The sequence below is a fragment of the Seohaeicola saemankumensis genome (assembly GCF_042678485.1).
Lineage (GTDB): Bacteria > Pseudomonadota > Alphaproteobacteria > Rhodobacterales > Rhodobacteraceae > Seohaeicola > Seohaeicola saemankumensis.
In genome coordinates this window covers 1-15,356 of sequence record NZ_JBHTKR010000008.1, presented here as the reverse complement: position 1 = coordinate 15,356, position 15,356 = coordinate 1, and the positions used below count along the sequence as shown (strand labels likewise).

The window sequence follows — 15,356 nt, the reverse complement described above, 5'->3', positions numbered from 1 at the left end:
CTGGCGCACCCTCGGCCGGCTGGCATCTGATGGTCAGAGTTTCAATTCAAAGTCCTTGATGTCGTCCGGGCTGATGTATGCTACCGCCGGGTTGAGCATCACATCGAGGTGCAGTTTGAACACCCGAGCAGAGTCTGGGTCGCGGTTCGCCCATTCAAACCAGAGCGGCAAAGCTATCTTGCGAAATCGCGCCACGTCGTCCTCGGACAGCCGCGTCACTTCGACTCCTGCCTCGGTGAAGCGGGCCCATGCATCTATGTTTGCCTGCTGGTGAGCGGTGAAGTGCTTGACAGAAAACGCCCTGACAAGTTCGGTCAGTAGGTCCTGTGTGGCCGGCGCGAGGCTTTGCCAGACAGTTTGGTTGAAAACCACGATCGTCAGGTCGACGGGTTGATGCAAGCAAGGCGTCGATGTCGGCCCCATTACAATGTACTTGCTGACATCTGCGAAGCCGAGATCAAAATTCATTGCCGGCCCGGTAAAATCCGCTGCGTCAATGGCGCCTGACGCAAGCGCAGGCTGCACCTCTGAACCTGCCAGAGCAATGGTACGTGCGCCTATGGCCTCGAAACAGTCGGCAATAAGGCCGCCCGGCATCCGCAGGTTCAAACCCCGAAAGTCGTCCAGAGACCGGATCGGCTTGTTCGAGTGGATCAGGTTCATGTCGTGGTGAACGTGGCCTACGAAGTGAAGGCCATGACGTGCGTAAAGATCGCGGGCAAGCTCTGTTCCACCATAACTATCAAACAGCATGTCCCACTGATGCGGATGCGGCAGCCCCATCGGGAAGGACGTCAGGAAGGCACCCGCAGGCATTGCCCCGCTTATAGCAGCATAGTGGGGAACCCAATGCATTCCATCGAGAACGCCGGCCGAAGTGGCCGTCATCATGTCGAATATTTCCGAAACCGTACCACCGGCAAAGGGAACAAATTCAACTTCGCCTCCGGTAAGTTCAACGACGCTTTCGCACCAGTTCTTGAAAGTCCGGTATCCAATCGTGTTCTCGGTCCAGAGAGACTGTATCGTAAGTTTCCGCCCGTCCGAGACCTGCGCATTTCCGATAAAGGGTGCCGTAAGGGCGCCCACACTGACCGCAGCTGTGGCGAATAGCGCGCCGCGCCTCCCCTTGTTCAGTGTCGACTGTTTCGTCTCTCGATCGGAATGGATCCTGTGCTTCAAGTAACCTCTCCCTCCGTCGGTGCGGCCTGACCGGGCATCTCATGCCTTGGGGCAGCTGCGCCAGATTATCAGAATTCAAAGGCATTATTGGCCAGGAAGGGATTCATCGCTACAAAAAACAACTCAAAGACGACTTTTTCGGAAAATTCGACTAATCCCAACAGACCACGAGTGTTTTCAGGCTAGTCTGCCATCACGGTTTCACAGCGCCCATTTCGGGCGTCGGCGGGTCAAGTTTAACCGCGAGTTACGAGCACCTGATGGCCGGATACATGAGATTTGTTGCATAAATCGGGTGAGGGTCGGACCTCCCCTTTTCCTGCCTGGATTTATCCCACGCCTCCCTGCGTTGGTTGGCCTCTAGCCCTCAGTGTTTTCCGGAAGCTGTCAGACCAATTCGAACCATTCTCTGCTAGTACTGTTGAGTTGTCGTTTATCCCCCGCCATGTTGGCGCCATTCAGCGAGAGCGGCGGCGCGGTTAAGCTTGAAATCAGGTCAACTTTAAAGGCTGCGGCCCTGGCTAGAGTGATTGTAGACAGAAGCGTAGACGGAGGCGAATTTCTGCAAACTTCGCATACGCCTGAAATCAAGCATGGGCCGTTTTCGTCGTCAGAATTGCAGGCGAGTGTTCTCCACTCGTTATTTCAGCCAGCGTCAAGTTTGTTGTCTCGGTGCCTAGACGGCGATTTTCATAGCCGCGACGTAGGGCCACAACTTATCGGACACCAGCACTTGCAGAGAATAGTTCGAATATGCTCGCATCCGGCTGATCCTGTTTAGCCTAATTTCAGAGGCAAATATTGGATCAAAACGGCTGCACCAAAACCGGACAGTCTCGTGGTTGACTTCGATCCCGCGCTCATGCGGAAGATCTTCCATGTTCGTTGTAGATAACCCGAGCCGGACATACATCATCAACGCTAGGCGGATGATCTCAGGACTAGTGCTAAAGTAGCGAAATGGGGAGCATTTTATCATCCAGGGAGGTTACAAAATCACCCTGTCTGTCTCAAGCCGGCCCTGTCTGACAGTGCCCTAAACAGCGCTTACTTTTCACCTCATCTTTCTAATTTATTCAATAGATTCAGAAACTTAAAATATTTCAGGTGATTTAAGTTGCATAAACCAACACCGTTTGCCAGTCTAGTTTGACAAGTTTTTCGTTCTATTGGCTGGGAATATTGACAGCCAAACGACTGAGAAATGACTTGGAAGGGTGCGGTGCTGCTTGCTCTAGCCGCCCCTAAAAAAATAACAATCCTTCCGAAAAGGAAGGCGCGACACGACGTAATCAACTGGGAGAAATCTATGAGGATTTTTAAGCACCTTGCTTTTGCGGGGGCCATGTTGGCCGGCACCGCAACGACTGCTCAGGAGCAGTTCATCACCATCGGTACCGGTGGTCAAACTGGCGTATACTTTGTTGTCGGTCAGTCGATCTGCCGCCTGGTCAATCGCGGCACTGCAGAACACAATCTGAAGTGCACAGCCCCGTCAACCGGTGGGTCGATAGCGAACATCAATGCTATCATGGCTGGCGATATGGACATGGGCGTGGCCCAATCCGATTGGCAGTACCACGCCTACAACGGGACATCAGAGTTTGAAGGAAACCGGTTCGAAAAAGAACGCTCTGTCTTTTCCGTGCATGGTGAACCCTTTACTGTGATTGCTCGCGCAGATGCAGGGATCACGACGTTTGCTGACCTCAAAGGCAAGCGCGTCAACATCGGCAACCCCGGCTCTGGCCAATATGCGACCATGCAGGTTGTCATGGACGCCTTGGGCTGGACGATGGATGACTTTGCATTGGCTTCTGAGTTGAAGCCAGCCGAACAAGCCGCCGCTTTGGGCGACAACAAAGTGGATGCGATCATCTACACTGTCGGTCATCCCAACGGATCGATCCAAGAAGCGGTCTCAACCGTTGATGCTGTACTGATCCCAGTCAATGGCCCGGAGATTGACCAACTGATCGCGAACAACCCTTACTATGCAGCCGCGTCTATCCCCGGCGGCATGTATGAAGGGTCACCCGATGACGTTGCAACCTTTGGTGTGAAAGCCACTTTCGTGACATCTGCCGATGTTGACGAAGAGGTGGTTTATCAGGTGGTTAAGGCCGTGTTTGACGACTTTGACCGGTTCAAGCGTCTGCATCCAGCATTCGAGAACCTGTCAGAAGAACAGATGATCCGCGATGGTCTATCCGCTCCGCTGCACCCCGGCGCAGAGCGTTATTACAAAGAACGTGGCTGGATGTAATCCTACCCAGCATCGCATGACCTTTGGTGCGGCGAGTGATCCTGCCGCACCAATCAGACGTTGAAGCTAAGACGATGCGTCTTGATAAAGCGCGCAAGGGGAACCGCATGACAGACAATCCAAATCAACAGCAATCTGCCGCTGTCGAGAATGCAGCTGCCGGACGCGGTGGACTGAGCCAAGCAGAGCTTGACGCGCTGGTAGCCTCTTCTGACACAGGCGGTCGCGGTGCGGCGGGCACCGTCGGGATATTCCTGACCTGCGTCGCGCTTGCGTGGTCGCTTTTTCAGCTTTGGATCGCATCCCCGATCCCGTTTATTGTTGGCTGGGGCGTTTTTAACGACACTGAAAGTCGGTCTATCCATCTGGCCTTTGCCATCTTTCTTGCCTTTGCAGCCTTTCCCGCCACACGTTCAAAATTTCAGCTTGGACTCGGGTTCGTTGTTCCTGTCGTTCTGGCGTTCCTATTCATGGTAGCAGCCAAAGAAGGCTCGGTAATCTGGTGGATTCCGCTGGTTAGCCTCGCTGTCATTGCCGCTGTCGTGCTTGGCTCTCCCAAAGACCGCGTGCCGGTTTGGGAATGGGCGCTGGCCGTAGTCGGCGCTATGGCCGCCCTCTACCTCTATGTCTACTACCGCGACATTGCGAACCGGGTTGGCGCGCCGATCCTGCAAGACTTTGTTGTGGCAGTCATCGGTCTGATGCTGCTCTTGGAGGCCACGCGTCGTGCACTTGGCCCCGCGCTGATGATCGTGGCGTCTGTTTTCCTCGTCTACACGGTTCTTGGCCCTAATATGCCCAGCATCATCGCACACAAAGGCAACAGCCTTTCTGAGATTGTGAACCACCAGTGGATCACGACCGAAGGCGTCTTTGGCATTGCTTTGGGTGTATCGACCTCTTTTGTTTTCCTATTCGTGCTTTTCGGCTCATTGCTGGACCGCGCAGGAGCGGGCAACTATTTCATCCAAGTCGCCTTTAGCCTCATGGGGCACATGAAAGGCGGACCGGCCAAAGCGGCAGTAGTGTCTTCCGCCATGACTGGCTTGATTTCGGGCTCGTCCATTGCCAACGTGGTCACAACCGGTACTTTCACAATACCGCTTATGAAAAAGGTTGGCTTTTCATCTGAAAAGGCCGGCGCTGTAGAAGTAGCCTCTTCCGTGAACGGACAGATCATGCCGCCGGTTATGGGCGCTGCGGCCTTTCTCATGGTCGAGTATGTGGGCATCCCCTACTTTGACGTGGTTAAGCACGCGTTTCTGCCAGCTGTGATTTCCTACATCGCACTAGTCTATATCGTGCACCTTGAGGCACTGAAGGCCGGCATGCAGGGCCTTCCCCGCGCATATACGCCCAAGCCCATCGTGCAGCGCCTCATCGGGATCGCGTTCACGATCGCAGCGATTTGCGCCATCTCTTTCATTGTCTACTACGGCATGGGCTGGCTTCGTCCGGCTTTCCCGAATTCGGCGGCCTACATCATCTTTGCCTTCTTGACGTTTGTTTATGTGGGCTTGCTTTATGTCTCGTCGAAAGAGGAACCACTTGAGCTTGATGATCCCAATGCGCCAGTAACTACATTGCCTCTGCCAGGCCCCACGATCCGGTCAGGTTTGCACTTCATCCTGCCAGTTGTTGTGCTGGTTTGGGCTCTCATGGTGGATCGCCTTTCGCCCGGGCTTTCCGCATTCTGGGCGACGGCTTACATGGTTTTCATTCTGCTCACACAGCGCCCTTTAACTGCGCTTATGCGCGGCGAAGGCGCATTGGGTGCAGCTGTCTTCCAAGGCGGGAAAGACCTGATTGACGGTCTTGAAACAGGCGCGCGCAATATGATTGGCATCGGGATAGCCACCGCAACGGCGGGTATCATCGTGGGTGCGGTCAGCCAAACAGGCGTTGGCTCGGCGCTCGCGGACGTCGTGGAGGTTTTGTCAGGTGGCAATATCTTGGCTATATTGTTCCTAACTGCAATCTTGTCACTAATCTTGGGAATGGGCCTGCCTACAACTGCGAACTACATCGTCGTTTCAGCACTGCTCGCACCCGTTATTGTCACTCTCGGCCAACAAAATGGCCTGATCGTACCCCTGATAGCGGTTCACCTTTTTGTGTTCTACTTCGGGATCATGGCTGACGTCACTCCACCGGTGGGCTTGGCGAGCTTTGCGGCCGCGGCAGTCTCAGGCGGTGATCCTATCAAGACAGGCGTTGTTGCATTCTTTTATAGCCTACGCACAGCTGCCCTGCCCTTCCTGTTTATCTTCAACACCGAGCTGTTACTAATCGACGTTACATGGGCACAAGGTGTCTTCGTCTTCATTGTCGCAACCATAGCGATGCTCCTATTCGCGGCAGCGACGCAAGGCTGGTTCTTGGCAAAGAACCGTATCTACGAGACGGCTGCTCTTCTCCTAATCGCTTTCACGTTGTTCCGTCCTGGCTTCTGGATGGATATGGTCTACCCGCCATACACTGAGGAAAACCCGACTGAGATCGCGGCTGCGGCCCTTTCTACACCGGCAGGCGAAGACTTACGTCTGCGTGTTGCTGGGTTGAATGATCTTGGCGACCCAATTGAATTTGTTGCGATTCTGACAATACCAGATGGTGCGACCGGCGAAGAGCGCTTGGAAAACGCGGGCCTCATGTTCCGCCAAGACGGCGACACTCTGATCATTGACGATGTCGGCTTTGGGAGTGCCGCCGCAACTGCTGGGCTGGATTGGGATCAAGAGGTTCTGCGCGTGTTGCGCCCGGTCGGTCAGCCGACGAAGTATCTGATGTTCATTCCTGCATTGTTGTTGTTGGTTCTGGTGATTTTTCTTCAGCGTGGTCGGAACGGTCTTGACGCTCGCAAGACCTCAGAAGCATAGAAAGGATAGACTATGTTCAACTGTGTTCTCTTGACCGTTGACCTCAACCATACGGCATCTTGGGCGAAAGCACTGCCTCAAGCGATTGAGTTGGTGCGGGCTTCCAAGACCAAACTGCACATCATGTCTGTGGTGCCTGACATGGGCACACCGCTTGTCGAAGGGTTTTTCCCCGATGACTTTGAAAAACGGGCCGTCGCAGCTGCAAGCAAGGCTCTTGATGAACTGGTGCGGGCCGAAGTGCCGGCAGATGTTTCTGTAAAACAACATTTGGCTTTCGGCAAAATCCACAAGCAGGTCTTGAAGACAATCGAAGAGATCGAGTGCGATTTGGTTATTATGGCTTCGCACAAACCAGACCGTGTACGCGAGTTTCTCGTCGGCTCAAATGCGGACCGTGTTGTGCGTCGATCACCTGTTTCTGTTCTGGTCGTAAGGGCGTAAGGGTTGACAGAAGCGGAGATCATGACGGCCCTCAAGGTGCGCCTCCGTATTTACGGAGAAATCAAGCTATGACACCTTTCGCAATTGCTGGCGTGCAGATGCACGTCAACGCCCTGCATTCAAATGTCGAAGGCATGCTGCATCGCATTGATCTTTTGATGCTGCGCTTTCCTTGGACTCAGATGGTGCTGTTCAGCGAACTTGCGCCGTTCGGACCACTGGAAAAGTTCAAACTGCCGCCAGAAAATGACGTGATCAACCAATTTTGCGAGTCTGCGCGGCGTCACAAGATTTGGCTGATCCCAGGCTCTATGTTCCTGAGCCATCCACATGATGGCCGGGTCTACAACACCTCACTTGTCATTGATCCCGACGGTAACGTTATCCGCCGCTACGCAAAGATGTTTCCGTTCCTACCCTACGAAGCGGGCATCGCGGCGGGTACGGAGTTCTGCGTGTTTGACGTCCCTGATGTGGGCCGTTTCGGCCTATCGATCTGCTATGACATGTGGTTCCCTGAAACAACGCGCCAACTCACGTCGCAGGGCGTCGAGGTGCTCCTGCATCCGGTTCTTACCGGCACGACTGACCGTGATGCGGAGTTGGCGATTGCGCGGGCCACGGCGGCGCAATTTCAGTGCTACGTCATAGATGTGAATGGCCTTGGCGCAGGTGGTGTCGGTAAATCGCTTGTTGTTGATCCGACTTCGCTGGTTTTACACCAATCAGCTGGCCAAGAGGACATGTTCCCGATCGAAGTGGATCTGTCGATGGTCCGCCGCCAGCGCGAAACTGGAATGAAGGGTTTGGGCCAAGTCCTGAAGAGCTTCCGCGATCGGTCAACTGATTTTTCCGTCTATGATCGCAACAGTGGCACAGACGCTTACCTAAAGTCGCTTGGGCCACTTGAAATTCCACAACAGGGTTCACGGGCCGGACTGCATGTAGATTTGCCGGCAAAGGCTGAGGCTGAAGCACAGGCGGTCCAGCAGGCACGTGTGCCGGGCTTATCACCCGTCATGGGCAAGATAACGAGCGGCTGAAGGTTGGGACGGCTCGTAGTTTGAGCCAGTCGTCGCCTGTCGGCCAGAATTAGGAGAACGACCTATGGATTCCGTCAGCGACTACTACTCGGCAACGCAGCTGCGCTCAGACAGGTGGAGTGCGCTCCGAGAGGCTACAACGTCGATCAGCCGTGAGAGTGGCGGCAAACCGGCAGCTGCACTTAAAGCCCGGATCAACGATCTATTTGAATCACTCGCGCTGATCGAGCCCTATTGGGCCTTCCCCGGAATGGCGGCCTTTGACCATATGCGGCGCCAATTTGAACACAAAAACCATGACGATCTAGCATTCACCGTTCAGCGCGTCACCCGCGCCCTAACGACAGGGGCATACCGTCGCCGCAGCATACCACTGGACCGCGAAGGACCCGAAGACGAGGACCACAACGACGAAGCGATGCTTTCGCCCGAAGCGCGCGCAATGTCCCGCCCCTATTTCGAAGTGCTCATCGTCGACAACGTCAACGACCAACAGGAACGCTGGCTAAAAAGCAACGTTTCGCGGATGCGGCGGCCAGAAGATCCTTTTCACTATGAAGCCGTCGTGGTGCCAAGCCTTGAAGATGCACTGATTGCCGTTCTGTTTAATCACAACATTCAAGCAATTGTCGTGCGCCCTGGGCTTGTCTTGAAATCCAAGAACGCCAACGAAATCCTGACCAAATACCTGAGTAACGCGAGTGATTCAGGTGAACTTGACGCGATGCTGCCCGAGAACTACGGACCGGAACTTTGCCGCCTGATTGCGCGAGTCCGGCCGGAATTGGATGCCTATCTGGTCACCGAGCGATCTGTTGAGGATATTGCCGGGCTTGACCTCGGCATTTGCCGTCGCGTTTTTTATAATCAAGAAGACTTCATGGAGCTCCACCTGAACATTCTGCGCGGTGTGGCAGCCCGCAACAAGACACCGTTTTTCACGGCATTGGTGAACTACTCCAAACAGCCGACCGGCGTATTTCATGCCATGCCAATCAGTCGCGGTAAATCCATTACTCGGTCGCACTGGATTCAAGATATGGGCGCATTCTATGGCCCAAATATTTTTCTTGCAGAAACCTCTGCGACGTCTGGTGGACTGGATAGCCTTCTTGAACCGCATGGCCCGATCAAAGAAGCGCAGGAATTGGCAAGCCGGGCGTTTGGTTCCAAACAAACCTTCTTTGCGACGAACGGCACATCAACCTGCAACAAGATCGTCGTGCAGGCGGTGGTGCGGCCGGGTGACATCGTTCTGGTGGACCGTGACTGCCACAAATCACACCACTACGGCATGGTTCTGGCAGGGGCCGAGGTTGTCTATCTCGATAGCTACCCGCTTAATGAATATTCCATGTATGGGGCGGTGCCACTCAAAGAAATCAAGCACCAATTGCTTGCCCTCAAAGCGGCAGGCAAGCTGGACCGCGTGCGGATGCTTTTGCTCACAAACTGCACCTTTGATGGTCTGGTCTACAATGTCGAGCGGGTCATGGAAGAATGCCTCGCGATTAAACCTGACCTAGTGTTCTTGTGGGACGAAGCATGGTTTGCATTTGCACGTTTCAGTCCCACGTACCGCCAACGGACAAGCATGCGCACGGCCAATAATCTGCGCAAGCGGCTGAGGACCGACACACACCGCGCGGCCTATGAGGCACAGCAAAAGGTACTGGCCGACGCCAATGACGACGACCTACTGAATACCCGCCTGATTGCACCACCAAACGCGCGGATCAGGGTCTATGCGACGCAATCGACGCACAAGACGCTGACATCATTGCGGCAAGGGTCGATGATCCACGTGAATGATCAGGACTTTAAGGGCGAAGTGGAGCAGTCGTTCCACGAGGCGTATATGACCCATACGTCGACCTCGCCAAATTATCAGATCATTGCCTCGCTTGATGTGGGCCGCCGTCAGGTGGAATTGGAAGGGTTCGAATTTGTGCAACGCCAGATCGAGGCTGCCATGTCGATGCGCAAAGCGATCAGCAGCCATCCGTTACTACAAAAGTATTTCAAGGTGCTGACTGCGGGCGACATGATCCCCGATCAATACCGGCAAAGCGGTGTCACCAGCTATTTCGACAACGATCAAGGTTGGACGGATATGTGGGATTGCTGGGAACAGGATGATTTCGTGCTCGACGCCACTCGCGTGACTCTAGCTGTCGGTGGCACTGGCTGGGATGGCGATACATTCAAGAACGATGTGCTGATGGATAAATATGGTATCCAGATCAACAAGACGTCGCGCAATACCGTCCTGTTCATGACCAATATCGGTACAACTCGGTCTTCCGTCGCCTATCTGATCGAAGTGCTGGTCGAGATCGCGAACGAACTAGATGATTTGCTAGACGATGCATCACGGATGGAACGGCTCTCTTTTGACAAACGGGTAAAGAATCTTACGGAGAACTATCCGCCTCTGCCCGATTTTAGCCGGTTCCACGATGCGTTCCGTCCCGATCAGATCACGCCAGAAGGTGATATACGGACCGCCTATTACCTCAGTTATGAAGAGTCCAACTGCGACTATCTGGAATTGACGGGCTCGCTGAAAGATGCCCTGGATGCCGGACAAGAAGTGGTCTCGGCAGGGTTCATCATCCCCTACCCGCCCGGCTTTCCAATCTTGGTACCCGGGCAAGTCATCAGCCAGGAAATTCTCGCATTTATGCTCGCGCTTGATGTGAACGAAATCCATGGCTACCGCGCCGATCTGGGTTTGCGCGTTTTCACCCCCGAGGCGCTGGCCAAGTTATTGGCCTCCAAGCCCCTCAAAACCGCCGCCGAATAAGAAAAGGAAAATATGATGGCAACAGTGCTTAAGAATATCTCTGAGATCCGCCGCTTCTTTCATCGCAACGAAGATCCGATCTATTTCATTTCGGCGACGAACTTTAACCTTTTGGGCCTTGATGAGTGGGTCAAGAATTTCAAGTATATCTGCTACATTGACTGTTACGGTGGCAAGCACCCGAACGTCTTTTGCCCGTCAGAGCAACCGCACGCGGAATTCCAATCCATCGAGGACATCAACAACTATCTGTTGCAGCACAAAGAGGTCATCGACTTTATCAAGCGGCGTGGGGGCAAACCAAAGTTTGTGTTCTTGATGTTTGACGAAGAAACTGAGCGTCTGTCGAAAGAACTGGGCGCCGATGTTTGGTTCCCGAAGGCAAAGCTGCGCACGGCGATGGACAACAAAATCGAAACTGTCCGCATCGGCAACAAGGCAGGTGTGCCTTCGGTACCTAATGTTTTGGCCGAAGTGAAGTCTTATGAAGACCTAAGAAAGACCTGCGAAAAGGCCGGAATCGGTCACGATCTAGTGCTGCAATCTGCCTTTGGCGACAGCGGCCACACGACCTTCTTTATAAAATCCGAGGCTGATTTCAGACGTCACGAGCACGAGATAATCGGCGAAGGCGAAATCAAGATCATGAAACGCATTGATTGCCGGGGTTCGGCGATCGAGGCTTGTGCTACCAAGGAAGGTACAATTGTCGGCCCGCTGATGACCGAACTTGTCGGTTTCAAGGAACTGACACCATACCGCGGCGGTTGGTGCGGCAACGAGATACTCTCGAGTGCATTTCCACCCAAAGTGCGCCAGAAGGCGCGCGACTTGACTTTTAAGTTTGGTGAACAGCTGCGCAAAGAAGGCTATCGTGGTTACTTTGAGCTTGATTTCCTGATCGACAAAAAGACCGGAGATCTTTGGCTCGGCGAACTGAACCCGCGCATTACTGGCGCATCGTCGATGACGAACCATGCGGCGTTCGCGCATGCGGACGCACCATTGTTTCTGTTCCACCTGCTCGAATTCTCGAAGAAACAGTTCGAATTAGACACCACAGAGTTGAATGATCGCTGGGCCGACCCCGACATGATCGACAGTTGGTCGCAGATGGTCATCAAGCATACAGACGACAACGTTGATATCTGCACGGCAGCACCTGAAACTGGCATTTACAAGATGCTCGAAGACGGGCGCGTTGTCTTTGACCGCTTCGATTATCACAGGCGTGCGGTCGAATCTGAGAACGAAGCTTTCTTCTTGCAGATCATGCAACCGGGCAGTTACCGCTATGAAGGCGCCGACATTGGTATTCTTGTGACCCGCGGCCGGTCCATGACAAAGAGTTTCCAACTGAACGAGCGCGCGAAAAAATGGATCCACGGCATCAAGCAAAGCGTCAACGGAAAAGCATTGCCCGTTGCCAATGCTGGACCAGCGATCGCAGAGCCCGCGTTCAAAATTCTCTAAGGGGAAGCGATCGATGCTTTGGCGTGCCATCAGCGAAGATTTGCCCGGTCACAAGTGGGCCGGGCTTTTCGCGGAATATTGGCCTGACTACAAACGCTGGTGGCTGAAAGAGGGCGACGCGGCACGGCCCAGTTACCTAGAAAGCCGCCGCGCGCTTAAAGAGCATATGCCCGAAATTGTGCCGCTCTACGACGATCTGTGTGAACTAGCGGGCGGTGGAGATCACGCCGCGCGCTTCTTGAGTTTCTATTGTCCACCTCCCTATCTTTCCGGATGTAGCCAAGCCATTTGGCCAGGCGAAGAACCTGTGATGGTGCGAAATTACGATTATGACTCGAATGCCTTTGACAGTCTGGTGCTCCGCACAGGTTGGCAGGGCCGCGGGGTCATGGGAACGTCAGACGGGCTTTGGGGTCTGGTCGACGGGATGAATGATGCTGGTCTTGCTATCTCTCTGACGTTTGGCGGAAGGCGGGTTGTCGGCGATGGTTTCGGGGTACCTCTGATCCTACGCTACGTCTTGCAGACCTGTACAACCGCCGAAGAGGCAAGCGTGGTTTTGGCACGGGTACCAACCCATATGAGCTATAACGTGACCGTGCTGGATGCCAAACGCAAGTACTTGACCGCCATGATGGCCCCGGATCGGCGCACTATAATTACACATGCGGCAGTCGCAACAAACCATCAAGAGAACGTCGAATGGCTTAGCCATGCCCGTTTTACGGCTACCGTTGAGCGAGAGAGGTTTCTGCTGCAACGGCTAACCCTGCATCGTGACCCGCAGGACAAGTTCATAGGAGCATTCTTGCGACCACCGCTCTATTCTACCGCGTTTGCTGCTGGCTTTGGCACGCTCTACACCGCTGTTTACCGACCACGTTTACAGGAGATGGAAGTACGCTGGCCAGGCACCACTTGGCGTTTGGAGATGGCAAATTTCCAAGAAGGCGGCCGCCACGTACAAATCCCAGGCGCTGCATAAGGATCAGCCGATGTCACATATTTTTCCACGCCATACCAAACAGTTTCCGCCCATCGCTGTACGCGGGGAGGGATGTTATCTGTATGATGGCAATGGCAAACAGTATTTGGATGCATCCGGTGGAGCAGCAGTATCCTGTTTGGGGCACGGGGATCAAACCATTATTGATGCAGTCAAAACCCAGTTGGACAAACTGGCCTATGCACATACGGGTTTCTTTACAACAGAGCCCGCTGAAGCACTTGCAGATTTGTTAATCGAGCACGCACCGGGCAGTTTAGACCGCGTTTATCTTGTGTCTGGTGGATCAGAAGCGATGGAAGCCGCGCTTAAGCTCGCACGCCAGTATTTTGTCGAAAAGGGCGAACCACAGCGTGGCCGTCTGATCGCGCGCAAACAAAGCTATCACGGCAACACCTTGGGTGCATTGTCGGCTGGCGGAAACGCATGGCGACGCGCGCAGTTCGGCCCACTTTTGATCGACATGAGCCATATTGACCCCTGCTATGAATACCGTCTCAAAAGAAATGACGAAACGCCACAAGAATATGGGCTGCGCGCCGCAAACTTGCTTGAAGAAGAAATTCTGCACATTGGTCCCGAAAACGTGATGGCCTTCGCCGCCGAACCTGTTGTTGGAGCAACGGCAGGCGCATTGCCCCCTGCCCCAGGTTACTTCAAACGCATCCGCGAGATATGTGATCAATACGGCATCCTTCTGATCCTTGATGAAGTCATGTGTGGCATGGGACGCACCGGTAGTTTGTTTGCTTGCGAACAAGACGGTGTGTCGCCGGATATCCTGTGTATCGCCAAAGGTTTGGGTGCAGGTTACCAACCGATTGGGGCCATGCTCTGTAGCCGCGAAATCTATGAGACGATCGAGAACGGTTCTGGTTTTTTCCAACATGGGCATACTTATCTTGGGCATCCGACCGCTGCCGCCGCTGGGGTCGCAGTCGTTAACGCCATGTTGGATCGCGGACTGATCCCCCGCGTGAACACCCAAGGCGACAAGCTGATGGCGGCGTTACAGGCCCAGTTCGGCCAGCATCCCAATGTGGGGGACATACGCGGCCGTGGGCTGTTTCAAGGTATTGAGCTGGTCGCGGACCGGGACACCAAAGCGCCATTCGATCCGTCGCGCAAAGTCGCCCCCAAGATCAAGAAAGCAGCGTTTGACGCAGGCATGATCTGCTATCCGATGAGTGGCACAATCGATGGCCAAACCGGCGACCATGTCCTTTTGGCGCCCCCGTTCATTATAAGTGACGACCAGATTAACGAATTGGTCCAAAAACTGGCGGGCGCGATTGAAATAGCACTGCAGAATTAAGGGAGCTGTCAGACCAATTCGAACCCGTTTATGTAAGGACAAGTGGGGCTGCCCCTTTTGCCGCGCAGAGGCCATGCCACTCGGCCAGTGAATCGGCGCGATTGAGCTTGAAATCGTCACGTGAGCAAAGGTGGCGTTGCTGGTTGAAGTGATTGTAGACGGAAGAATGAACAGCGGCGAATTTCAGCAAATATCGCATCTGACGGAAGCGGAGTATTACGCGCTCCCATCGTCGGAGCGGAAGGTTTCAGTGCTCCGCCCGACGGTTCAGCCATCGACCGGTTTCTTGCCGATTGGCAGCGCCGATTTGCTTCAGTGTAGTAAATCCCACACTTCGCCGCCCGTATGCCTGCGGCCATGCAGATGCAGATTGAGAGCTGCCAGACGAATTCGAGCCAGTCTCAACCCTGACAGTGCCATTGCCAGTCCGAGCTTGCACGCATACGGCTGATCCGGTTCCGCCAGATCTCAGCGGCGAGCATCGGGCCAAACCTGTTTCACAAGAATCCGACAGTCTCTTGGCTTATCTCGATCCCGCCACTCATGCAGAAAATCCTCGACATTCAGCAATGACAGCGGGAAACCCATGCAACACATCACAGCTAGGCAGATGATTTCCGAAGATGTCTTGAACCCGTGGACGGAGCCAGATTTTCTTAATATGAACGCTATCCAGCCCCCCCTGTCCCGCTCAAGTTAGTATGATCGGACAGCACCCCGACGCATTCTCTTTTCAGTTAGTTGCAAGGAAGAGGGGCACCAGAAGCATGGTCATTATGGCATTCAGGATCATACCGACACTGGCGAAAGCACCGGCCGTGTCGGACATTTGAAAGGCCCGCGCTGTCCCGATGGCACTCGCCCCCATGCCAAGCGCAAACCCCTTGGCGCGCTCGTCCCTTACGCCGCCGGCTTCGAGGAGGAATGGGCCGAAAGCTGCGC

The 15,356-nt window shown here is 54.2% G+C and carries 10 protein-coding genes and 3 pseudogenes; 8 read left to right on the top strand and 5 right to left on the bottom strand.

Features of this window, described 5'->3' with window-relative positions; translation table 11 throughout:
• Positions 1–33: 33 nt before the first annotated feature.
• Together dctP and ACFQ3C_RS17650 are read right to left on the bottom strand one after the other, a co-directional pair.
• Positions 34–1,182 carry a TRAP transporter substrate-binding protein DctP gene (dctP, locus tag ACFQ3C_RS17655; RefSeq protein WP_380794677.1) on the bottom strand — a complete coding sequence of 383 codons (1,149 nt, stop codon included), beginning with the start codon at positions 1,180–1,182 and terminating at the stop codon, positions 34–36.
• Between the two features lie 505 nt (positions 1,183–1,687).
• Positions 1,688–2,161, bottom strand: a pseudogene (locus ACFQ3C_RS17650) (IS6 family transposase); the annotation flags it as partial.
• Positions 2,162–2,491: 330 nt separating this feature from the next.
• Between ACFQ3C_RS17650 and ACFQ3C_RS17645 the strand changes: the two are divergent.
• The 8 genes from ACFQ3C_RS17645 to ACFQ3C_RS17610 all read left to right on the top strand — a co-directional run bounded on the left by ACFQ3C_RS17645 (position 2,492) and on the right by ACFQ3C_RS17610 (position 14,414).
• Positions 2,492–3,448: a TAXI family TRAP transporter solute-binding subunit gene (locus ACFQ3C_RS17645; protein WP_380794797.1), complete on the top strand. Its 957-nt coding sequence runs from the start codon at positions 2,492–2,494 to the stop codon at positions 3,446–3,448.
• Between the two features lie 107 nt (positions 3,449–3,555).
• The gene (locus tag ACFQ3C_RS17640) at positions 3,556–6,327 is read left to right on the top strand and encodes a TRAP transporter permease (RefSeq protein WP_380794675.1); all 2,772 of its coding nucleotides are present in this window, start codon (positions 3,556–3,558) and stop codon (positions 6,325–6,327) included.
• Between the two features lie 12 nt (positions 6,328–6,339).
• Complete coding sequence (locus tag ACFQ3C_RS17635) at positions 6,340–6,771, top strand: universal stress protein (RefSeq protein ID WP_380794672.1); 432 nt, start codon at positions 6,340–6,342, stop codon at positions 6,769–6,771.
• Positions 6,772–6,839: 68 nt separating this feature from the next.
• Complete coding sequence (locus ACFQ3C_RS17630; RefSeq protein WP_380794670.1) at positions 6,840–7,814, top strand: carbon-nitrogen hydrolase family protein; 975 nt, start codon at positions 6,840–6,842, stop codon at positions 7,812–7,814.
• A gap of 64 nt (positions 7,815–7,878) precedes the next feature.
• A complete protein-coding gene (locus tag ACFQ3C_RS17625; RefSeq protein WP_380794668.1) occupies positions 7,879–10,620 on the top strand; it encodes an ornithine decarboxylase in 2,742 nt (913 codons plus the stop codon).
• Positions 10,621–10,632: 12 nt separating this feature from the next.
• Positions 10,633–12,093: a biotin carboxylase gene (locus ACFQ3C_RS17620; RefSeq protein ID WP_380794666.1), complete on the top strand. Its 1,461-nt coding sequence runs from the start codon at positions 10,633–10,635 to the stop codon at positions 12,091–12,093.
• Positions 12,094–12,106: 13 nt separating this feature from the next.
• On the top strand, positions 12,107–13,078 hold the full coding sequence (locus tag ACFQ3C_RS17615; RefSeq protein ID WP_380794663.1) for a C45 family autoproteolytic acyltransferase/hydolase: 972 nt from the start codon (positions 12,107–12,109) through the stop codon (positions 13,076–13,078).
• Between the two features lie 10 nt (positions 13,079–13,088).
• The gene (locus ACFQ3C_RS17610; protein WP_380794661.1) at positions 13,089–14,414 is read left to right on the top strand and encodes an aspartate aminotransferase family protein; all 1,326 of its coding nucleotides are present in this window, start codon (positions 13,089–13,091) and stop codon (positions 14,412–14,414) included.
• A gap of 28 nt (positions 14,415–14,442) precedes the next feature.
• On the opposite strand, the pseudogene ACFQ3C_RS18915 reads toward ACFQ3C_RS17610, so the two are convergent.
• The 3 genes and pseudogenes from ACFQ3C_RS18915 to ACFQ3C_RS17600 all read right to left on the bottom strand — a co-directional run.
• A pseudogene (locus ACFQ3C_RS18915) lies at positions 14,443–14,718 on the bottom strand (IS6 family transposase); the annotation flags it as partial.
• 112 nt (positions 14,719–14,830) lie between these two features.
• A pseudogene (locus ACFQ3C_RS18910) lies at positions 14,831–15,029 on the bottom strand (IS6 family transposase); the annotation flags it as partial.
• 118 nt (positions 15,030–15,147) lie between these two features.
• Positions 15,148–15,356, bottom strand: a 209-nt coding sequence (locus ACFQ3C_RS17600; RefSeq protein WP_380794656.1) for an LrgB family protein, incomplete at its 5' end; no start/stop codon positions are given.